Origin of the sequence: Micromonospora sp. NPDC049645, assembly GCF_040675155.1 — a bacterium.
GTDB lineage: Bacteria > Actinomycetota > Actinomycetes > Mycobacteriales > Micromonosporaceae > Micromonospora.
Genome location: NZ_JBFAOI010000003.1, coordinates 403,295 through 424,020 on the forward strand (window position 1 = coordinate 403,295; position 20,726 = coordinate 424,020).

General features: G+C 72.5%; 20 protein-coding genes and 1 pseudogene. 5 read left to right on the forward strand and 16 right to left on the reverse strand.

Going from position 1 to position 20,726, the window contains the following annotated elements:
- Positions 1 to 112: 112 nt before the first annotated feature.
- The 12 genes and pseudogenes from gvpJ to AB0J33_RS10490 form a co-directional block, all read right to left on the reverse strand.
- A pseudogene (gene gvpJ / locus AB0J33_RS10435) lies at positions 113 to 328 on the reverse strand (gas vesicle protein GvpJ); the annotation flags it as partial.
- A complete protein-coding gene (locus AB0J33_RS10440) occupies positions 325 to 1,536 on the reverse strand; it encodes an SRPBCC family protein (RefSeq protein ID WP_363611983.1) in 1,212 nt (403 codons plus the stop codon). The pseudogene gvpJ and the gene AB0J33_RS10440, both read right to left, overlap by 4 nt.
- Before the next feature lie 2 nt (positions 1,537 to 1,538).
- Positions 1,539 to 2,075, reverse strand: coding sequence for a hypothetical protein (locus tag AB0J33_RS10445; protein ID WP_363611985.1), 537 nt, complete (start codon positions 2,073 to 2,075; stop codon positions 1,539 to 1,541).
- A gap of 273 nt (positions 2,076 to 2,348) precedes the next feature.
- Positions 2,349 to 2,858: a GNAT family N-acetyltransferase gene (locus tag AB0J33_RS10450; RefSeq protein ID WP_363611987.1), complete on the reverse strand. Its 510-nt coding sequence runs from the start codon at positions 2,856 to 2,858 to the stop codon at positions 2,349 to 2,351.
- 140 nt (positions 2,859 to 2,998) lie between these two features.
- Positions 2,999 to 3,832: a hypothetical protein gene (locus AB0J33_RS10455; protein WP_363612382.1), complete on the reverse strand. Its 834-nt coding sequence runs from the start codon at positions 3,830 to 3,832 to the stop codon at positions 2,999 to 3,001.
- 31 nt (positions 3,833 to 3,863) lie between these two features.
- Entirely contained in the window at positions 3,864 to 4,463 is a 600-nt protein-coding gene (locus AB0J33_RS10460; RefSeq protein WP_363611989.1) for a DUF3618 domain-containing protein, read from the reverse strand.
- 22 nt (positions 4,464 to 4,485) lie between these two features.
- The gene (locus AB0J33_RS10465; protein WP_363611991.1) at positions 4,486 to 4,881 is read right to left on the reverse strand and encodes a phage holin family protein; all 396 of its coding nucleotides are present in this window, start codon (positions 4,879 to 4,881) and stop codon (positions 4,486 to 4,488) included.
- Positions 4,878 to 5,516, reverse strand: coding sequence for a hypothetical protein (locus AB0J33_RS10470; protein WP_363611993.1), 639 nt, complete (start codon positions 5,514 to 5,516; stop codon positions 4,878 to 4,880). The genes AB0J33_RS10465 and AB0J33_RS10470 overlap by 4 nt, the downstream gene beginning before the upstream one ends.
- Positions 5,517 to 5,775: 259 nt before the next feature.
- Positions 5,776 to 6,180 (reverse strand): DUF3263 domain-containing protein, encoded by a 405-nt coding sequence (locus AB0J33_RS10475; RefSeq protein WP_363611995.1) that lies wholly within the window; start codon positions 6,178 to 6,180, stop codon positions 5,776 to 5,778.
- 110 nt (positions 6,181 to 6,290) lie between these two features.
- Complete coding sequence (locus tag AB0J33_RS10480; RefSeq protein ID WP_363611997.1) at positions 6,291 to 7,307, reverse strand: ABC transporter permease subunit; 1,017 nt, start codon at positions 7,305 to 7,307, stop codon at positions 6,291 to 6,293.
- Positions 7,304 to 8,314: an ATP-binding cassette domain-containing protein gene (locus tag AB0J33_RS10485; RefSeq protein ID WP_363611999.1), complete on the reverse strand. Its 1,011-nt coding sequence runs from the start codon at positions 8,312 to 8,314 to the stop codon at positions 7,304 to 7,306. The genes AB0J33_RS10480 and AB0J33_RS10485 overlap by 4 nt, the downstream gene beginning before the upstream one ends.
- Positions 8,315 to 8,435: 121 nt before the next feature.
- Positions 8,436 to 9,221, reverse strand: a complete 786-nt coding sequence (locus tag AB0J33_RS10490) for a DeoR/GlpR family DNA-binding transcription regulator (protein ID WP_363612001.1) — start codon at positions 9,219 to 9,221, stop codon at positions 8,436 to 8,438.
- Between the two features lie 200 nt (positions 9,222 to 9,421).
- Between AB0J33_RS10490 and AB0J33_RS10495 the strand changes: the two genes are divergently transcribed.
- Genes AB0J33_RS10495 through nagA form a run of 3 tightly spaced genes read left to right on the forward strand, consistent with a single transcriptional unit; the run spans position 9,422 to position 12,404 of the window.
- Positions 9,422 to 10,351, forward strand: a complete 930-nt coding sequence (locus AB0J33_RS10495; protein ID WP_363612003.1) for a sugar isomerase — start codon at positions 9,422 to 9,424, stop codon at positions 10,349 to 10,351.
- The gene (locus AB0J33_RS10500) at positions 10,348 to 11,298 is read left to right on the forward strand and encodes an ROK family protein (RefSeq protein ID WP_363612005.1); all 951 of its coding nucleotides are present in this window, start codon (positions 10,348 to 10,350) and stop codon (positions 11,296 to 11,298) included. Before AB0J33_RS10495 ends, AB0J33_RS10500 begins: the two co-directional genes overlap by 4 nt.
- Entirely contained in the window at positions 11,295 to 12,404 is a 1,110-nt protein-coding gene (gene nagA / locus AB0J33_RS10505; RefSeq protein WP_363612007.1) for an N-acetylglucosamine-6-phosphate deacetylase, read from the forward strand. Before AB0J33_RS10500 ends, nagA begins: the two co-directional genes overlap by 4 nt.
- A 290-nt stretch (positions 12,405 to 12,694) precedes the next feature.
- On the opposite strand, the gene AB0J33_RS10510 is transcribed toward nagA, so the two are convergent.
- Positions 12,695 to 13,927 carry a DUF4032 domain-containing protein gene (locus AB0J33_RS10510; protein ID WP_363612009.1) on the reverse strand — a complete coding sequence of 411 codons (1,233 nt, stop codon included), beginning with the start codon at positions 13,925 to 13,927 and terminating at the stop codon, positions 12,695 to 12,697.
- A 120-nt stretch (positions 13,928 to 14,047) separates the two neighbouring features.
- Here AB0J33_RS10510 and AB0J33_RS10515 point away from each other — a divergent pair, with 120 nt between their 5' ends.
- Complete coding sequence (locus AB0J33_RS10515) at positions 14,048 to 14,785, forward strand: phosphatase PAP2 family protein (protein ID WP_363612384.1); 738 nt, start codon at positions 14,048 to 14,050, stop codon at positions 14,783 to 14,785.
- 10 nt (positions 14,786 to 14,795) lie between these two features.
- Entirely contained in the window at positions 14,796 to 16,031 is a 1,236-nt protein-coding gene (locus tag AB0J33_RS10520; RefSeq protein WP_363612011.1) for an APC family permease, read from the forward strand.
- 19 nt (positions 16,032 to 16,050) lie between these two features.
- Here AB0J33_RS10520 and AB0J33_RS10525 read toward each other — a convergent pair whose 3' ends face one another.
- Genes AB0J33_RS10525 through AB0J33_RS10535 form a run of 3 tightly spaced genes read right to left on the reverse strand, consistent with a single transcriptional unit; the run spans position 16,051 to position 20,696 of the window.
- Entirely contained in the window at positions 16,051 to 16,836 is a 786-nt protein-coding gene (locus tag AB0J33_RS10525) for an ABC transporter permease (RefSeq protein ID WP_363612013.1), read from the reverse strand.
- A complete protein-coding gene (locus tag AB0J33_RS10530; protein WP_363612015.1) occupies positions 16,833 to 17,822 on the reverse strand; it encodes an ATP-binding cassette domain-containing protein in 990 nt (329 codons plus the stop codon). Before AB0J33_RS10530 ends, AB0J33_RS10525 begins: the two co-directional genes overlap by 4 nt.
- Positions 17,823 to 17,852: 30 nt before the next feature.
- Positions 17,853 to 20,696 carry a BTAD domain-containing putative transcriptional regulator gene (locus AB0J33_RS10535; RefSeq protein ID WP_363612017.1) on the reverse strand — a complete coding sequence of 948 codons (2,844 nt, stop codon included), beginning with the start codon at positions 20,694 to 20,696 and terminating at the stop codon, positions 17,853 to 17,855.
- Positions 20,697 to 20,726: the final 30 nt, after the last annotated feature.

The window sequence follows — 20,726 nt, forward strand, 5'->3', positions numbered from 1 at the left end:
CACTGCCGGCGACACCACCGACCGAGCCGGTGACGTCCCGGACGGCGCCGGTGACACCACCGAGCAGGCCGGACAGCCCCTCGCCCTCGTCCGGTGCGATGTCCAGCCGGTCGACCGCCTCGGCGAACCGCAGGTAGGTCTCGATGCTCGCCACCACCACCCGGGCATTGATCTCCACCAGCGGGATGCCGACGACGCCGATGCTCACCTGCGCGTCGATCACCACGCCCTTGTCGAGCACGGTCTCCACCACGTCGGCGAGCCCGCCGGCGGAACCCACCCGTTCCAGGGCGCCGCCGACGGCGTCGTCGCCGGGGACCAGCGTCATTCGTCCTCCTCCCGACGGCGGCGCACCACCGGTCGGCGCGGCGGTTCCGGTCCGCGTCGGACGGGCGGTCGAGGCCGTTGCGGCTCCGCGCCGGGCTGGGCCCGCCGGGCCCGCTCGGGTACGCGGCGGCGGGGTGGCGGCGGCGGCTCCTCGTCGGGCTCGTCCGCGTACCCCTCGTCGTAACCGTCCTCGTACGCCTCGTACTCGTCGTCGTACTCGGGTTCGACCGGCCGCCGGGCCGGCCGCTGACGCAGTCGCCCACCCGGGCGACGCGGCTCCTCCTCGGCGTACTCCTGCTCTTCGGGCCCAGCCGGTGCTTCACCGCCGCGTTCCTCGCGACCTCGCTCGCGCTGCTCCCGCTCCTCCCGCAGGCCGGTCTCGTGGTCCTTGACCACCTGGGAGTCGCGGATCTCGCCGCGCCAGCCCTCGACCTGGTCCGGATCGAGCGCCACCTCGGTCATCACGTGCCGGACGAAGTGCTTCAACTCCAGCCGCACCCGCCGGCCCTGAGCGCGCCACAGGTTGCCGGTGTGCTCGAAGAGGCCCTGCGGGTGGTACTCCAACACCACGAGGATGCGGGTCAGGTCCGGGGTGATCTCGTGGAAGCTGACGGTGCCGTCGACCGAGCCCTTCTCGCCCTTGGACCGCCAGTGGATGAGCTTGTCCGGCACCTGGCGGACGATCGTCGACTCCCACGTCCGGTGCGACCAGAAGACCTGCGCCTTCCAGGTCAGCTTCTCGTCCGACTCGGCGTCGACGCTCTCGACCTTCTTCATGAAGCTGGGGAAGTCGCCGAACTGCGTCCACTGGTTGTACGCGGCCCGTACCGGCACACCGACCTCGATCGTCTCGACGATGTTGGTGACCTTGTTCTTCCCGCCGCCCTTGCCGCCCTTGCCGCCCTTTCCGCCCACCCGGCCGAGAGCCGACATCACCTTCTCCTTACCGCCGGCCACACCGGCATGCACCATCGCCTTCACCGGTGAGCCGCCCTCGGCCAACTTCTGCGCCCCGGTGGCGGCGGCGATCAGACCGGGCCCGCCACCCTGACGCGCGTACTCGCTGAGCCGGCCGGTCGCACCGGTGATCCGCTCGGTCACCACGCTCATCGCGCGATCACCGATCGCCCCGGCCAGGTTGCGTACCTCGTCGGCCAACTGGCCGCGCAGCTTGTCGCCGAGCCCTCCCGGGTTGTCGTTCGCCGCCATGCTCACCGCCCCCGCCGCTGCTGGTCCGCCGCGTCGCGGCGGTCGTTGGTCGCGCCGCGGTCGTTGGTCGCGCCGCGGTCGCCGTCGCCGCGAGGGCCGTTGTCGTCGGCGCCGTTCCCGCTGCCCGCGTTCTGGTTCCCCACGCCACGCCGGTTGCCCGCGTCGTTCTGGTTGCCCGCGCCGTTCTGGTTGCCCGCGCCGTTCTGGTTGCCCGCGCCGTTCTGGTTGCCGGAGCGGCGGCGCAGCGCGTCGGCGGAGCCGCGCAGCCGCCCGGTGAGCGCGTCGACGCCGCTGCCAGCCGCGGCGGTCGCGGCTGCTCGGCCGGCGTTGATTAGCGGGCCCCCGAGCCGGCCCAGGTTGCTCAGTTGGGGGGACGAGTGCAGCGCGTCGGTGCCCCGCTTCAGCAGACCGCCCGGGTCCCGGCTCGCCCGGCCGGCGGCGACCGCCGCGGCCAGGGTGAGCGCGGTACGCAGCTTGCGGCGGCGGCCGATCAGGTAGCCGAAGCCCACCGCCAGCCCGATTCGTGTTCCGGTCTTCATCAGGTCTCCCTCGCTCCCCGGTGGTCCGGACGTCTGCCGAGAGGGCCGGAAAAGGGCCACCGGGAACAGCGCGAACCGTGCCCTCGATCTGACGTCCCATATCTGCGGACCCGGCGGGCAGTACCCGTCGCCATTACTCCGAAACCGCTACGACAATGTCCGTCGACGCTGGGAAGAACGCATCCGGAAACGCGGCACCGAAGCGCCCAGAACGGACTTCCAGGCGGTCACGAGCAGGGATAACGCCAGAGAGCCGAAATGTAAAAACCGCCCTCAGAGAGCGGGCGGAGTCGAATCCAGGCAGATTTCGGCGCGTACCTTGCCGTCGTCGTCGCGCAGTTTCGCGCCGCATTTTTCGAGAACGGCGACCGCGCCGATGTTGTCCCGGGTCGTCTCCGCCACCACGGCCCGCATGCCGGCTCGCGCGGCGGCGTTCAGCAGCTCCCGCAGCGCGGCGGCGCCGATCCCCTGCCCCCGGGCCGAGCGGCCGAGCCACATCCCGGTCTCCACCGTGCCGGGCTCGTCACAGCGCGTCATCCGCACCATGCCCATCACCTCGCCACCGACGAGGATGGCGTACATCTGCGAACGGGTCGGGCCATCCAGTCCACCGAAGCTCGCCCGATGGAACTCCCGGAACGCCTCGCGGCGGGCGAGCGACCAGCCGGCGGGAGCCTCGACCGGAGGCATGACATCGCCCGGCTCCGCCTCCGCAGCCGCTACGGAGAGCAACGGCTCCAGGTTCCGCTCGTCCACCGGCTCCAGCCGGACCGCACCCGCCACGTGCCGCAGTCTGCCGCCCTCATCGGCCGAAGTCCACCCCATTGGCGATCGACTGGCGGTCCGGACAGCGGTACCGGCCGGTCGGGCGGCCGGGGTGTTCCACATCACGCTCTGTTGTCACCCGACCGGGTGTCGAACGCTCAGAACGGCGACCCGAACTCGCAGAACACCACCGACGCGTCGTCGGTGGACTTGTGCCGGCGCAGCCGATCGGAGTGATCGCGCTCGGCGTCCCGGACCCGGTCGATCAACGCGCCCGGCCCATCGGCGCTCAGCAGGTCCAGCAGACCAGCCCAGTCGGTCAACCCGAACTGCTCCACCGCGCTTGACGCGCCGTCGCTGAGCAGCGCGGCCCGGCGTACCGCCGCCGGACCGTGCCGTGGCAGGGTCCCGGTCACCGCGTGGAAGGCCGCGTCCGGGTCGGCAGCCGCCACCCAGTAGCCGTGGGTGCGGTTCATCCGCTCCCGCTGGACGCTCACCGCGTGCCGGAACCGGGTGACCGGGTCCGCCGCGCCGCCCGGCACGGTGGCCACGGTCTCCCGCAGCTCTGCCATCGCCGTGTCCAGCCGGGTGTCGGTCACCACGCTCACCTGCCCACCGGCGTCGAGAACCAGTGGGCTGTCGCAGAGCACCAGGTAGTCCACCTGGTCGCCGCAGTCGCGCAGGAGACAGACCGTGCTGGACGGCGTACCGGGATGGTCGAGGTCGCACTGCCCGCCGTGGTCGGCGCGCACCGCGAGGATGGCCGCGGCCAGATTGCTGGTCAGTCGGGCGGCCGGGCGTACCGCCTCGGCGACGCCGATCCGGGCGGCCAGGTGCCGGACGTACCACTCGGGCCCGTGCACGCAACCGGTGTCGAAGCCCTCCGGCACCGTCGCGCCGTCCAGGACACCCACCAGCGGGCCGAACCGGAAGACCAGGTCCTCGTTGACCGGCCGGCCCGGGGCCGGCGCGGATGCGGAACTCACCCGCATCACCGGCGCCGGCCCCGCTGCGCCGACCGGGTCAGCGCTGCCGAAGGTCGTCGACGGCCGCATGCGTCTCTCCCTGCACCTGACCGGCGGCCGAACGGCCCTGATCGCGTACCGCGGACACGCCCTGCTGGGCGCTGGACCGCACCGACTGTGCCGCCTGCTGCGCGGGCTCCCGCAAGTTGTCCTGCATCTGGTGGCCAACCTGACTCGCCTGCTCGCGCAGCTCACCGGAGTGTTCACTCACCATGCTGCGCGCTCGTCCGGCGAGTTGCCGCTCACGCCCGCTCGGCGGGATCAACGAGGCGGCCAGCAGACCGACGCCGAAGGCGACCAGGCCGGCGGCCATCGGGTTGCCCTGAGCCTGCTCGCGGGAGTGCTGCCCGAGTGAACGGGTTTCGTCGCGTACCGAGCCTGCCGCGTACGACATCCGCTGGCCGGCCTCCTGACCCAGATGGTTGGAGCTGCCCATCATCTTCTCCTTCGCTCGGGTGAACGCCCCGCGGGCCTGCCCCACGCGATCACCGGCGATCCGACGCGGGCTGACCCTGTCGGTCAGCGCGTCGACGTCGTTGCTCAACTCGTCGCGGGTGGTCTCGATCTCCCGCCGGATCCGATCCGGATCACTCGACATGACCTGTTCCCTCCCGACTCGTTCACCGACCTCGCATGGCGTCCGGCAACTCCCGGGCGGTCTGCTTTGTCCGGGGCAGAACCGCGCGTGCCCGCTTCAGCTGGGTCCGGGCGTTGATGAAGAGCCCACCGGCCACAGCGGCCCAGAGGACCGCGACGATCAGCGCCGCCCACCCCTGGTCCATCGTGTTGGACAGCCCCCACCAGATGGCGTACGACACGAAGAGCACCGCCAGGAATCCGGCCAGCGCCGCACCGCCGAACATGCCGCCGGCCTTGCCGGCCTGACTGGCCTCCTCGCGCAACTCGGCCTTGGCCAGCTCGATCTCCTTGCGCACCAGGGTGGACATGTCCCGGGTCACATCGCCGACCAGCTCGCCGACCGAGGCCTGGGTCCGCTCCTTCTCCGGGGCGCTCACAGGGCCACCCCGCCAGGCAGGTCCCGCGCCGGTTGACCGGCGGCCGAGACGTTCTGCGCCCGCGCCGTCCCCACGTACGGCTGCTGACCGGCATCCGCCGGTGCGCCCTGCGCGGGTGACGGAGCACCGGAGGCGCTGCCACCCGGACCGCTGCCCGAGGCCGGCGCGGTCAGGCCACGGGTCAGCCGCCCCACCAGCAGCCCGGCCACCGCCGCGCCCGCGAGGAACGTCGCGGGGTGCCGCCGCGCGTACGTGCGGACATCGTCGAGCAATTCGCCGGGTTCGCGCTCGTCGAGCCAGCCCGCGGCCTGCTGGGCGGCGTCAGCCGCCCTGCGTACCACCTGACCGGCCAGTCCGGAATCGCCGTCCCGTTCGGCCATCGAACTGAGGTTCTGGCCCAGGTCGCGCAGGCCCGCAGCGGCCCGCCGCTGCTGCGACTGCGCCTGCCCCCGAAGCTGTCCGGTGGCCTCGCCGGTCAACTGTTGGGCCTGCCGCCGCGCCTCCGCCGCCACCTGCCCGCCCTGCTCAGCGGCGGTGTGGGCAACCTGACCCCCGGCCTGTGTGGCCTGCTGGCCGACTCGCGAAGCCTCCTGTCGGGCCTGCTGTCCCCTGCCGCTCTGGTTCGTTGCCGTCATAGTCCGCTCCTTCCTGGGCCGAGGTCGCGTGCGACCTCGGAACGCCTCCCGCCTACCCGCCTGGTCACGCGGCATGCGACTGGCCACCCACCCGGCACCAAACGCCCAGGCACCCAGGCGCCCAGGCGCCCACCGGCCATCTCCGCCGATCTTGCAGTTTGTGTCCCGCCAAAACGGGCCGAAGACCGCGAAACGACGACAGGAAGTGCAAGATCGCCGCAGCGAGGGGGTGTGCGGGGGTGGGGGTGGGGCGGGTTGGTTAGCGGCGGCGGTTGCGGGCGCGCGACGAGCGCAACCGGCGGAGTCGGCTGATCAGCACGGGGTCGGCGGCGAGGGCGGCCGGCTTGTCCAGCAGACCGTTGAGCAACTGGTAGTACCGGGTCGACGAGATCCCGAAGGTGTCCCGGACTGCCTGCTCCTTGGCGCCGGCGTGCCGCCACCACTGCTGTTCGAAGGCGAGGATGGCCCGCTCCCGTTCGGTCAGCCCGGGGGCGGGATCAGTGGCCTGCGCGGAATCGTCGGCGGGCGGCGTCGACTCGTCGGCCGTCTCGATGGGCGGCGCCGGTCGGGGACTCGGGACGCTCGGCCCGGCGCTCCCCGCGACCTCACCCGGGCGAGCGTCGGTGGACGGCTCGGAGGCGGCCGGGGTGGTGTCGGCGGACATGTCGCTCAGCCTAACCAGCGGCGAGCAGGGACGCAGCAAGCGGCGCGGCCGACCCGCACCGCCGGGAACCCCGACGGCCGGGCCGGCCGCGCCGCGTCACTTCGGTCAGGTCAGGAGATGTCGCGGCGACGCATCGCCCAGAGCGCCGCTCCGAGGATCACCACCACCCCGACCGAGAGCAGGATGGAGGACTGCTGCCAGGTGATGTCCATCGTGGCCGGCTTGCACTCCCCGTAGTAGGTCGCGTTGCAGGAGTTCCAGTCCTGCAAGGTGACCGTCTTCGTCATCCAGGCCAGCGCGTAGGTGGGCAGCAGCCATGCCTCGGCGAACCGCACACTCGCCATGGACAACAGGATGCCCAGGCCGAACTGGCCGACCACCATCACCGCCACCACGCCACCGAGGGCCATCGCGGTGTGCCGACCCAGCGAGGCGAGGGCGAAGCCGATGGTGGTCAGCACCAGCACCAGCACCACACCGCGGACACCGGTCAGCATGAAGGACTGCCAGACCCCGGAGGTCATTCCCTTGGTGCTGCCCCGGAAGTTGGCGACCGCCCAGAACCCGGCGAACCACAGCACCGCGGCCGGAAGCGTCACCGCCAGGATGCCGGTGAGCAGCGCGGCCAGCTTGGTGAGCAGTACGGTCAGCCGCTTCGGACGCCAGAGCAGCAGGTTCATCATGCCGCCGGTGCTCCACTCGGCGCCGACGAAGGACGCGCCGATGACGAACCCGACCAGGGCGAGGATCGCCGCGAACGGGATCAGTGTCTCGTCGAACGTCTCCTTGAAGTCGAACGTCGAGGGCAGGAACCACCTCGCCTCGATCTGGTCCCGGGACGGCGCCGTGATCATCGAGCAGTCGTCCGGGTAGCGGCCGTCGGTCGCCGTGCCGGCCGCCTTGGCCTGCTCGCACGCGGCCCGCTCCTGCTCGCTCCAGCGCACCTGCTCCTGGTACTGCTGGTCGGCCTGCCGCTCGGCCCGGGCGAGCTGACCGGCGTCGATCTTCTGGTTGGTGAAGAACACCCCGACCACCACCGCGGCCAGCACCAGCAGGCCGAGCAGCGTCATGTAGCGGGTGAAGCGCCGCTTGCCGAGCCGGCGCAGCTCCGTACGAAAGAGGCTCACGCGCCCCACCCTCCCCCGGCGGGACCGGGCTGACCCGCCCCGCCGACCTTCATGGACTCGTCGACCTGCCGGTTCTGGCCGGGTACCGGCGCGGTGGCGGTCAGTTCGAGGAAGACGCTCTCCAGATCGACGGCGATCGGGGCCAACTCGCTGACGTAGAGGTTCTGTTCGGCGAGCAGCCGGGTCACCGAGGCGGGCTTGTCGACGCCGGCCAGCATCAGGTGGTCGGGGTGACCGGTGACCCGGATCCCCGCCCGGGTGAGCGCCTCGGTGGCCAGCGGCAGGTCGCTGACCGCCTCCAGCCGGATCCGGACCGCACCGGACGAGTGCTGCGCGAGCACCTCGTCGACCGGGCCGAACGCGACCCGCCGACCCAGCGAGATGATGGTGACCGAGTCGCAGATCAGCTGGATCTCACCGAGGATGTGGCTGGACAGCACCACCGTCATTCCCGACTCGGCGAGGGTGCGCATCAGCGTGCGCATCTCCCGGATGCCGCCCGGGTCGAGGCCGTTGGCCGGCTCGTCGAGGATGAGCAGCTTCGGCTTCTTCAGCAGGGCCGAGGCCACGGCGAGCCGCTGCTTCATGCCCAACGAGTACGTCTTGACCCGCTCGCCGGCCCGGTCGCGCAGCCCGACGAGTTCCAACACCTCGTCGACCCGGGTGGCCGGAACCTCGCCCGCCCCCGCGAGCAGGGACAGCGTGTCCCGTGCCGTGAAGTGCGGGAAGAACTGCGGGCTCTCCACGATCGCGCCGACCTGACCGGCGACCGTGGGCAGCGCGTCGGGGACCTCGTGCCCGAGCAGCGCCATCCGACCGCCGTCGGGTCGGATCAGACCGAGCAGGGTACGCAGCGTGGTGGTCTTGCCGGACCCGTTGGGCCCCAGGAAGCCGTGCACCTGCCCCGCGTCGACCCGCATGTCGAAGCCGTCGAGCGCGTTGCGGGTGCCGCGTCGACGACTCTTGTACGTCTTACGTAGACCTTCGATCTCCAGGACAGCTGGCAAGCTGCACCTCCCCCGATGGGTGGGCGTGACAGCCGACACCATACGCGGTATGCAGACGCGCGCAATACCGGGTATGCATCGACGCGCCGATCGGGCTAATTCATCGACGGAGCGTGACCGGTCAGGCGCAGATGACCTGCACGCCGGCAACGCGGAACGCGTCCACCAGCTCCGGGGCGGCACCGGAGTCGGTCACCAGCGTCTCCACCCGTTCGATTGGGCAGATCCGGGCGAAGGCGTGACCCCCCAGTTTGGACGAGTCCGCGATGATCACCACGCGCTTGGCGCGGGCCACCATCAGGTTGTTCATCGCCGCCTCCCCCTCGTGATGCGCGGCGGCCCCGAGCTGCGGGTCGATGGCGTCCACGCCGAGCAGGGCGACGTCCAGGGTGACCTCGCGAAGCAGCGCCCCACCCAACGGGCCGACCAGCTCGAACGACTTCGGACGCACCACGCCGCCGGCCACCACGACCTTCATCCGCGAGCGGACCAGCAGCTCGTTGGCGATGTTCAGCGCGTTCGTCACCACCGTGAGCTGCGCGCCCTCGGCGCTGGTGTTCAGATCCGGCCGGACGGCGAGCGCCCTCGCCACCTCGGTGCTGGTGGTGCCGCCGTTCAGGCCGACCACCGTGCCCGGCGTGACGAGCGCCGCGGCGGCCGCCCCGATCCGCTGCTTCTCGGCCGAGTGCTTGGCCGTCTTGTAGCGCAGCGGCAGGTCGTACGACACGCCGTTGGCGACCGCGCCGCCCCGGGTCCTCGTGATCATCTGCTGTTGGGCAAGCTGGTCGAAGTCACGTCGGATGGTGGCCTGGGAGACGTCGAGCCGCTCGGCTGCCGCCTCGACGCTGACCCGGCCGTTGTCGGTCAGCATTTCGAGCAGGGCGTTCCATCGGGCGTACCGGTCCACCGCGGGGGCCCTCCCAGCAACTGCACGGACGGTGATTGATTGCGTGCACACTAGTGCGCGAAACTAGGCTGGCGCAAAAGACTGACCTGCGCGATCGGCCGGCCGGTTGCCATGGTCACCCGCGTTCGCGCAGAATGACGCGCGAAATGTGGCTCTAACGAGCCGTATTGCGCACCGGTCGGCCCTGCGAGGGAGTTCCCATGGCGTACGTGGACGCGGAGATCGCGAGCCAACCCGACTGCTGGCGGGAGGCGGCCAAGCTGGCCGACGTCGTACGCGGTGATCTGCCGCGCCCCGGTGAGCGGGTCGCCGTCGTCGGGTGCGGCACGTCGTGGTTCATGGCGATGGCGTACGCGGCCCGCCGCGAGCAGGCCGGCCTCGGTGAGACCGACGCGTTCCAGGCGTCCGAGTTTCCCGCCGGCCGCCGCTACGACCGGTTGATCGCCATCACCCGTTCCGGCACCACCACCGAGGTGTTGGACCTGCTCGCCGCGCTGCGCGGCGAGACACCCACCACCGTCATCGTCGGTGATCCCGCGTCCCCGGCGGTCGAGTTGGCCGCGGCGACCGTGGCGATGCCCTTCGCCGACGAGCGGTCGGTGGTGCAGACCCGCTTCGCGACCACCGCGTTGGCTCTGCTCCGAGCCCATCTGGGCGACCCGGTCAGCGCGCTCGCCGCCGACGCCGAGGTGGCGGTGCGATCCCCGCTGCCGATCGACCCGGCCAGCATCGAGCAGGCCACCTTCCTCGGTCGAGGCTGGACGATCGGGCTGGCCCAGGAAGCGGCGCTGAAGTGCCGCGAGGCGGCCACCTTCTGGGCCGAGGCGTACCCGGCGATGGACTACCGGCACGGGCCCATCTCGGTCGCCGCGCCGGGCCGGCTGGTCTGGGCGTTCGGCGAGCTTCCCGACGGGCTGCCGGAGGATGTGGCCGCCACCGGCGCCGCCTTCGTGCACAGCCGCACCCACGGTTGGCGCACGGTGCTGGGCAGCTGGTCCGCCGGTCGTACCCCGGTCGACCCGATGGCCGACCTGATCCTGGCCCAACGCTTCGCGGTCGCGCTGGCGACCAGTCGCGGCCTCGACCCGGACGCGCCCCGACACCTGAGCCGGTCCGTGGTGTTGGCGTGAGCGACCCCGTGGTCGTCGCGTTGGACGTTGGCGGCACCGGCATGAAGTGCGCCCTGGTCCGGCCGGACGGCGTCGCGATCCGCACCGAGCGGCACCCCACCGACGCCGCGCGCGGCCCGGCCGCCGTGGTCGACACCATCCTGGAGGTGGCCGGTGGGCTGGCCGACAAGGCCCGCGCCGACGGGCTCACCCCGATCGCCGTCGGCATCGCCGTGCCCGGGGTGGTGGACGAGGCGCGCGGTGTCGCGGTCTGGTCGGCGAACGTGGGCTTCCGGGACGTACCCCTGCGGGACCTGGCGGTGACGCGGCTCGGCCTGCCGACGGCGATCGGCCACGACGTGCGTGTCGGGGGTCTCGCCGAGGCCCGGCTCGGCGCCGGACGCGGCACCGGGCATGTGCTGTTCGTGGCGATCGGCACCGGCATCGCCGCCGCACACGTCGTCGACGGTACGGCGGCCGTGGGCGCCCACGGCGCCGCCGGGGAGATCGGTCACATCCTGGTCCGGCCGGACGGCCCGCGCTGCGGCTGCGGTCGACCCGGCTGCCTGGAGGCGATGGCGTCGGCGGCCGCGATCGGCCGCCGCTACGCCGAGTTGGCCGGCGGGACGGCCGACGCCTCGGTGACGGCTGCGCAGGTGGCCGAGCGGGCCGCCGCCGGCGAACCGCTCGCCGGCCGGGTCTGGCAGGAGGCGGTCGAGGCGCTCGCCGACGGTCTCGCCACCGGGCAGGCGCTGTTCGACGTGGCGACGATCGTGCTGGGCGGCGGCCTGGCCCAGGCCGGGGACGGGCTGCTGACCCCGCTTCGGGCGGCGCTGCACGAGCGAATGACCTTCCACCGGGAGCCGCAGCTGGTCGCGGCAGCCCTCGGCGACGAGGCCGGTTGCCTCGGTGCCGCACTGCTCGCCTTGGACGCCGTACGCGTCCCTGACCATCAGGAGAAGCGATGACCGTACGGGTGAACGGCCGAGTGGTGACGCCGACCGGAGTCGTCCGGCAGGGCTGCGTCGAGTGGGACGGAGATCGGATCACCGCGGTGGCCGAGTATCCGTCGGTACGCGACGGGCACTGGATCCTGCCCGGGTTCGTCGACATGCACACGCACGGCGGTGGCGGGCACACCTTCACCACCGGGGACGCCACGGAGGCCCGCGCGGCTGCCGACTTCCACCTCGCGCATGGCACCACCACCCTGCTGGCCAGCCTGGTCAGCGCGCCCTTCCCGCTGATGCGGGCGGCCACCGAGGCGTTCGCGCCGCTGGTCGACGAGGGCGTGTTGGCGGGGGTCCACTTCGAAGGCCCGTACCTGTCGGCGGCCCGCTGCGGCGCGCAGAACCCCGAGTTCCTGCGCGACCCCTCGACCGACGAGCTGACCGAGCTGATCGAGCTGGGCCGGGGCGCGGTCCGCATGGTCACCCTCGCTCCGGAGCGCGACGGCGCACTGGAGGCGATCAAGCTGCTCACCGCGCAGCGGGTGGTGGCGGCGGTGGGTCACACCGATGCGACGTACGAGCAGACCCGCGCGGCGGTCGACGCCGGCGCCAGTGTCGGCACCCACCTGTTCAACGGGATGCGGCCGGTGCACCACCGCGAGCCGGGTCCGGTGGTGGCGTTGCTCGACGCGCCCACCGTGATCTGCGAGTTGGTCGCCGACGGGGTGCACCTGCACGACGGCATGCTGACCTTCGCCACGGCGACCGCCGGCCCGGACCGGGCCGCGCTGATCACCGATGCGATGGCCGCCGCCGGAATGGCCGACGGCGAGTACGAACTGGGCGGCCAGGCGGTCACCGTAGCCGACGGGGTGGCTCGGCTGGCCCGCGACGGCGCGATCGCCGGCAGCACGCTGACCATGGACGCCGCGCTGCGGCACGCCGTGAACGCCGGCATCCCGATCGCGGACGCCGCACGGATGGTCGCCACCACCCCCGCACGGGCCATCGGCCTGGGCGACCGGGTCGGGTCGCTTCAGGTGGGCCTCCGCGCCGACCTGGTGGTGCTCGACGACGACCTCAACGTGGTGCGGGTGCTGCGCGCGGGCTCCTGGGTGGACTGACCCCGGGTGGCTGTTGCGCCCGCCGGCCTGTGTGGCCGTTGGTCTGCCAGGACCGGTCGGTTGGGGCGCGGCCTGTCGAGCCGGGGCGAGGCGGGGCGGGGCGAGGCGAGGCGGGGCGGGCGCAACTGTGGACGCTGGGCGCCGCACTGGTCATCGCCATCGACGCCTGGCAGCTTCCGTGCGTGCACCGTGCTCCCGCCCCACACCCGGGGCAGCTCGACAGGGCGCCTGGAGAGACTTCGGAGCTGAATCGTCGTCTACGACATCGGTCTCGGCACCGGCGTGCCCGGCTATCCGACAGGGCCGAGGCTGGGAACTTCCACGCCGAGGATGGCCTGCTCGTCAGGACGGTGCACCAGCACGTCGGTCAGGTAGGACTGGACGGCGTGGCGCATGCCGACGTCCCGGCCGGCCCGCTCGGAGAGCAGCCACTTGTGCTCGATGATCTGGGCGAACAGCTCCTGCGGCTCCAGCTTGCGGCGCAGGTGCGTGGGGACGGCCCGGACCACCGGTTCGAAGACCTCGGTGAGCCAGCGGTGGGCGGCCTGCTGCTCGTCGACCAGGTCGCTCTCCGCGCGGTAGGCGTCCAGGTCGTTGAGCAGCTTGCGGGCCTGGTTCTCCTCGGCGTCCAGTCCGGTCAGCCGCAGCAGCCGCCGCGTGTGGTAGCCGGCGTCGACGACCTTCGGCCGGACCAGGTAACGCCCGTCGTCGATGGATGACATGGCCACCTCGGCGACGTCGAAGCCCAGGTCGTTGAGGCGGCGGATCCGGCCCTCGATGTCGTGCCGGGCCTCCCGCTCGATGGCCTGCTCATAGGTGATCTCGTACCAGAGCCGCTCGTAGCGCTGCACGACCTCCTCGCAGACCACCTCCGGGTCGATGGACTCGTGCAGCAGGCCGGCGGCCTGCAGGTCCAGCGCCTCACCGAAGATGTTCACCCGGGCGATCTCCAGGTCCTCGCCGCGCTGACCGTTGGAGAGCGAGTTGTGCAGGGCACCCGTCTCGGCGTCCACCAGGTAGGCGGCGAACGCGCCCGCGTCCCGGCGGAACAGCGTGTTCGACAGCGAGCAGTCGCCCCAGAAGAAGCCGGTCAGGTGCATCCGGACGATCAGGGCGGCGAGCGCGTCGAGCAGCCGGCTCATCGTCTCCGGCCGCAGGGTGTGCGAGAAGAGCGCCCGGTACGGCAGTGAGAACTGCAGGTGCCGGGTGATCAGCACCGATTCGAGCGGCTCCCCGTCGTCGGTCTGCCGGTCGGCGACGACGGCCACCGCCTCGACCGAGGGGAAATCGATCCGCTCCAGGGCCCGGAGCAGGTCGTACTCCCGCTCGGCGATGCGCTCGCGGGTCTCCTTGAACGCGTACACGTACTCGCCCAACCGGACGAACCGGACGATGTGCCGGGAGATGCCCTGCGGCAGCGCCACCAGGTGTTGGGCAGGCCACTCCTCCAGCGGTGTCGACCAGGGCAGGTCGAGCAACGCCGGGTCCACGAGAGCAGAGGTGATCCGCACGGGCACAAGCATGACTGGTCGCCACCCGTATCCGCCCCTGATCGTGGTTCGGCCCACAGCGCCGCACACCCCGGCCGCGCGCCGGGCCGGTAGCGTGGTCGCGTGCTCAAACCCACAGCGGTACGACGTGACCTGCGGCTACGGCCCGTCCGCCCGGCCGGCTGGTGGTTCGACGCGCTTCTGCTGGTCGCCCTGGCCGGGTTGACGGTGGCGCTCGCCGCCGACCAGCTCTTCGGGTTGGACCGGGCGGTCGCCGACTGGGCCGACGGGCACCGGCCCACGGTCGCCTACTGGGTGGCCCGGGTGTTCAACCTGCTCGGCCAGGGCACCCCGCTGACCCTGATCGCCGCCGGGTTGGGTGTGCTGCTGGCCGTCCGGCTGCGGTCGGTGCGGCCGATCCTGCCGCCGGTGGTCGGCTTCGTGCTGACCTACCTGACGATCGGTCCGCTCAAGGTCTGGACCGCGCGGGCGGCACCGAGCGCCAGCACCAAGGAGCCGTTCCTGCCGCCCGAGCAGACCCTGCCGCTGTTCCACGACGACCTGCCGGTCCGATTCGCCCAGTCCTACCCGTCGGGGCACGTCGCCAACGCCATCGTCTGGTACGGCGTCATCGCACTGCTGCTCGCCCCGCTGGCCCGCGGCTTCGGCCGGCACCTACCGGCCCGGCTCGTCACCGTGATCCGCGTCGCGCCCCCGCTGGTCGTCCTCACCACCACCACCTACCTGGGCTGGCACTGGCTGACCGACTCGGTGGCCGGGCTGCTGCTGGGCCTGCTCCTGGACCGGCTGCTGCACCGGGTGCCCTGGGACGACGTGCCGCTCCCCGGCCGGTTACGCGCCTGGGACCGGCCGTTCACCTCGTACCCCTAGGTTTCGGCTCGTGAATCAACTGGCGCGGCGGCTCGGCGTACCCGATGCGGTTGTCATCGGGTTGGGCTCGATGCTCGGCGCGGGCATCTTCGTGGTCTTCGGCCCGGCGGTGGCGGTGGCCGGCGGCGCCGGACTGCTGCCCGCGCTGGTGCTGGCCGGCTTCATCGCCTTCTGCAACGCGACCAGCTCGGCTCGGCTGGCGGCCCGTTACCCGGAGTCCGGCGGCACCTACGTGTACGGCCGGGAGCGCCTCGGGCCGTTCGCCGGGTTCCTGGCCGGCTGGGGCTTCGTGGTCGGAAAGACGGCGAGCTGCGCGGCGATGGCGTTGACCATCGGGGCGTACCTGTGGCCGGGCCAGGCGCGGCTGATCGCCGTCGGCGCGGTGCTCGCGGTGACCGGGGTGAACCTGCGCGGCATCGGCAAGACCGCCACCGTGACCAGGGCGTTGGTCGCGCTGGTCCTCGCGGTGCTGACCCTCGTCACCGTCGTCGGCCTGATCGGTGGGCCGGTGCAGCTGGACCGGCTCGGCGGGACCGGCGGTTCGGCGCGGGGCGTGCTCACCGCCGCCGGGCTGCTGTTCTTCGCGTTCGCCGGGTACGCCCGGATCGCCACGCTCGGCGAGGAGGTCCGCGACCCGCGGCGCACCATCCCGCGCGCGGTGCCGCTGGCGCTCGGGGTGGTGCTCGCGATCTACCTGGTGCTGGCCGTGGTCGCGCTCGGCGTGCTCGGCGCCGACCGGCTGGCCGATTCCGCCGCGCCCCTGGTCGACGTGGTGACCGCCGCCGGGCTGCCCGGCCTGGCGTGGGTGGTCCGGGCCGGTGCCACCATCGCGGTGGTCGGCGTGCTGCTCTCCCTGGTCGCCGGGGTCGGCCGGACCACCCTCGCGATGGCCCGCCGCCGGGACCTGCCCGGCGCGCTGGCCGCCGTGCACCCCGTGCACCAGGTGCCGCACCGCGCCGAGCTGGCGGTCGCCGCCGTGGTGATCGTGGTGGTGCTGCTCGGCGACGTACGCGACGCGATCGGCTTCTCCAGCTGCACGGTGCTCGTCTACTACGCGATCACGAACGCGGCGGCGCTGACCCTGGGCCGGGACCCGGACCGGCGGTTGCCGGTCCGGGTGCTCGCCGGCCTCGGGCTGGTCGGTTGTCTGCTGCTCGCGGTCAACCTGCCGTTGGGCAGCGTCCTCGCCGGCTTCGGCGTGCTCGCCGTCGGTGCCGCCGGCTACGCGCTGCGGGGTCGCCGCTGACCCCGGCAGGCGGGCCCGGTCAGCGACTCAGCCGCTGGTAGCGACGCACGGCCAGTGGAGCGAACGTCGCGATCAGCAGCGCCGGCCACAGCACCGCCAACAGCACCGCGTGTTCCGCCGGCCAGGAGTCGCCACCCAGGCCCGGGTTGCCGAACAGTTCGCGGATCGCCGCGACGGTGGCCGACAGCGGGTTCCACTCCGAGATCGTCCCGATGACCGACGGCATCAGCTCGGGCGACACGAAGACATTGGAGATCGCGGTGAACGGGAACGCCGCCGGGAAGACGATCACACCGACCGTGTCCGGGTTGCGGACCAGCAACGCCAGGTAGATGCCGACCCAGGTGATCGCGATTCGCAGCAGCAGGAGGAGCCCGACGGCGAGCAACGCCCTGCCGACCCCCTGACGCCACTGCCACCCGACGAGCAGCCCACAGACCAGCAGGGTGGACATCTCCAGCAGGGCGCGCAGCAGGTCGGCGGCGCTGCGTCCGGTCATCAGCGCGGACCGCGCCATCGGCATCGACCGGAACCGGTCGACCACGCCCCGGCTGAGGTCCAGCGCCACGCCGGTCGCGGTGGCGCCCAGCCCGTACAGCATGGTCATCACGAAGACCCCCGGCAGCAGGAACTCGCGATAGTTGCCACCACCGGACACCTGCATACCGCTGCCGAACACGTACCCGAAGACCAGCACGAACATGATCGGCAGCGAGAAGTAGAGGATCAGCTCCTCCGGCGCCCGGATGACGTGGGTCATGTTCCGCCTGGTCATCATCCAGCCGTCGGCGATCATGGTGGTCATGCCAGGTCCGCCTTCCGGCCGGCGACCACGGGCTCGCGGGCCTCGTCCGGCCGGTGCCCGGTCAGGTGCAGAAACGCCTCGTCCAACGTGGCGCGCCGCAGGCCGATGTCCTCGACCGCGATCCCGGCGTCGTCCAGCGCGCGTACCACGTCGACCAGGCCGGCGACACGATCGACCACCGGCGCGCTGAGCCGTCGGAACTCCGGGTCGACGTCGGGCTGCGCGCCGCAGATCGGGGCGACGAGGCGGGCGGCGTGGTCCAGCTCGACCGCGTCCCGGACCACCACCTCGATCCGGTCACCACCGGTCAACGACTTCAGCTGGTCCGGCGAGCCCTCGGCCACCACCCGACCGGCGTCGATCACCGAGATCCGGTCGGCCAGCTGATCGGCCTCCTCCAGGTACTGCGTGGTGAGCAGCACCGTGGTCCCGTCCGCCACGAGACCGCGGACCAGGTCCCACACCTGGTTGCGACTGCGCGGGTCCAGGCCGGTCGTCGGCTCGTCCAGGAAGAGCACGCGCGGCGTACGGATCAGGCTGGCGGCGAGGTCCAGTCGGCGGCGCATCCCACCCGAGTACTCACCGGCGGAGCGACTCGCCGCCTCGTCCAACCCGAACCGTGCCAACAGTTCACCGGCGCGTCGGCGGGCCTCCCGTGGGCCGAGCCGGAACAGCCGGCCGAACAGCTCCAGGTTCTGCCGGCCGCTGAGAATCTCGTCGACCGCGGCGTACTGCCCGGTCAGCCCGATCCGGGCGCGCACCTCGTCCGGTTGGCGCAGCACGTCGTACCCGGCCACGGTGGCCCTTCCCGTGTCGAAGCGCAGCAACGTGGTGAGGATCCGTACGGCTGTCGTCTTGCCCGCGCCGTTCGGTCCCAGCAGTCCGTGGACGGTGCCGGCCGGCACCCTCAGGTCAAACGCGTCGAGCGCGCGGGTCGGGCCGTACCGCTTGCCCAGCCCCTCGGCGACCACCTCGAATGTCGTCATGCCCCCACGCTGCCGTCGGGCGCTGACGGATCACGCACCGTCCGCTGACGGCGACGCACCGGCCTGCTCCGCCTCGGTGATCTCGGCAAGGACGAGGAGGATCTCCGCGCGGGCGGCCTCGCCGACGTACCAGCCGGTGAGTCCGCCGGTCAACGCCTCCTCGCAGAACCGCCTCGCCTCGGCCAGCTCACCGCGCAGTCGAGCCACCTGGGCGAGGCCGAGCCGGGCGCTGGCCACGAACTCGGGCGCGCCGCTGCGCTGGGCGAGGAGCAGCGCACCGGCGAAGTCGTCCCGGGCCGCCGCGAGGTCACCGGCGCGCAGCCTTATCTCACCCCGGGTCCGCAGCATGTCGGCCTGGTCGACGGCCGAGCCGAGTTGCCCGACCAGGTCCATGGCCTCATCCATGTGGGCGCCGGCCGCCTCCGGATCCCCCTGCCAGGCGGCTAGTTCGCCGAGCGCCCCGAGCGTGATCATGGTGCCCCAGCGGTCCCCGGTGCTCCGGAAACCGTCGAGCGCGGTGGCCAGCGCGGTCCGTGCCCGGTCCCACTGGCCGCTCCACATCAGCGCCGAGCCGCTGCCCATCGCGCCGAGCGCGTTGATCCACACATCCGGGCCGACCAGCCGTCGCAGCTCCCCCATCAGCTCGTCGACATGCTCCGCGCCGCCGGTAGGCGGGCCGGTCGAGATCCCCGACAGGTAGAGCAGGAACGGCTGTCGTGGCGGCCGGTCCAGACTGCGGATCACCGACGACTGTGTCCCGACGGCTGGCAGGTGACCGGAGCCCGCGAGCGAGGCGTTGTAGACGCAGAGGGCGAACTCCTCGTCCAGCCCGGGCGGCGCCTCGGTGCCGAGCAGTTCGAGGACGTCCGCGGCCAGCCGCGCCCCTTCCCCGCGCATGCCGCGCAGCCACCAGTAGAACGACAGGGCCGCCACCATTCCGGCCGCGTCGGACCCGTCACCGGCGGCGGTGGCCCGGCGAAGGGCGGCGTGCAGGTTGTCCCGCTCCGCGTCGAGCCGGCACAGCCAGTGCAGTTGCTCCGCGCACCGGAGGTGGTTGCTGGCGGTCCAGGCGAACTCCAGAAAGTACGCGGTGTGCGCGCGACGGAGCTGGTCGGCCTCGCCGGCCTCGGCCAGACGCTCGGCGCAGAAGGCCCGCACCGTTTCGAGCATCCGGTACCGGCCGCCGGTCATCTCCACGAACGACTTGTCGACCAGACCGGTGAGCGCGTCGACGAACCCGGCGGTGGGCAGGCCGCAGACCCGCTCGGCCGCCTCCAACGTGACCCCACCGGCGAAGACGGTCAGCCGTCGGGCCACTTCCCGTTCGGCGTCGTCGAGCAGATCCCAACTCCACTCGACCACCGCCCGGAGGGTGCGATGTCGCGGCGACACGGCCCGGTTGCCCGTCGACAGCAGCCGGAACCGATCGTCGAGACGGGCGGCCACCTCGGCGACGGACAGCGCCCGCAGCCGGGCGGCGGCCAACTCGATCGCCAGCGGCAGGCCGTCCAGGCTGCGGCAGATCCGCAGCACCATCTCCACGTTGGCCGGCGTGATGGTGAAGTCGGGCGCGACGTCGGCGGCCCGCTGGGCGAAGAGGCCGACCGCCGGGTAGTCGTCGGCGTCCGACGCGGACGCGCCGAGCGGTGGCAGGGTGAGCCCGGACAGCGGGCACAGCGCCTCACCGGCCAGCCCGAGCGGCTCCCGACTGGTGGCCAGGACGCGCAACGCCGGGCAGGCGCTCAGCAATCGGGCGGCCAGCCGGGCCGCGTCGACGAGGACGTGCTCGCAGTTGTCGAGCACCAGCAGCAGCCGCCGCTCGGCGAGCGCCTCGACCAGCCGATCGGCGGTCTGCCAGCCCGGCTCGGCCGGGGCACGCAGGCCCGCGTCGCGCAGGCCGAGTGCGCTCAGCACCGCCTGCGGCACGTCCGAACCGTCGGCCAGCCCAGCCAGCTCGACGAAACGGACCTCCCCGTCGACCCGACCCGCAGCCTCGATCGCCAGGCGCGTCTTACCCGCGCCGCCGGGACCGGTGAGGGTGACGAGCCGACGCTCGCCGAGCAGGTCACCGACGCGCTTGAGCTCGTCCTCCCGCCCGACGAACGTGGTGAGCTGGCTCGGCAGCGCCGGCTCGGCCGAGCCGCGTTCCGCACCGCGCAGCACACTCAGGTGGACCGAGGCCAGCTCCGCCGATGGGTCGACGCCGAGCTGCTCGGCCAACGTGTGCCGGGCGTCCTCGAACTCGGTAAGCGCCTCCGCCGGCCGACCCAGTGCCGCCAGGGCACGCATGAGCTGACCGCGCGCCCGCTCCCGCAACGGATGCGCCACGACCAATTCCCGTAGCTCCGCGATCAGCGCGCCGGACGCGCCCAACGCCAGATCCGCCTCGACCCGATCCTCGAGGGCGGCCAGCCGCAGCTCGTCCAGCCGTGCCGCCTGCGCGGGCGCGCCGGTGGCATCGGCCAGGGCGGGACCACGCCACAGCTCCAGCGCCTCGCGCAGCAGAGCCGCCGCCCGGGGCCAGTCTCCGTCGCCAAGTGCGCGGCGGCCCGCCTCGGCGAGCCGTTCGAACCGGTACGCGTCGACATCGTCGGGATCCACGGCCAGGCGATAACCGGCCGGGTGGAACTCGACCGGGTCGTGCTCGGCGGACAGGGCCTGGCGCAACCGCGACACCTGGGACTGGAGCGCGTTGGCCGCGCCCCGGGGCGGACGCTCCCCGTACACGCCGTCGATCAGCCGCTCGGCGGAGACCACCCGACCCGCGTCGAGCAGCAGGAGCGCCAGCAGGGCGCGCAGCCGCGGGCCGCCCACGGGGACCTCTCGCCCGTCGGCCAGTACCACCTGGGTCGGCCCCAGGATGCGGAAACGCATGCCTCGGATTGTCGCCCACCGCCGGGCGGT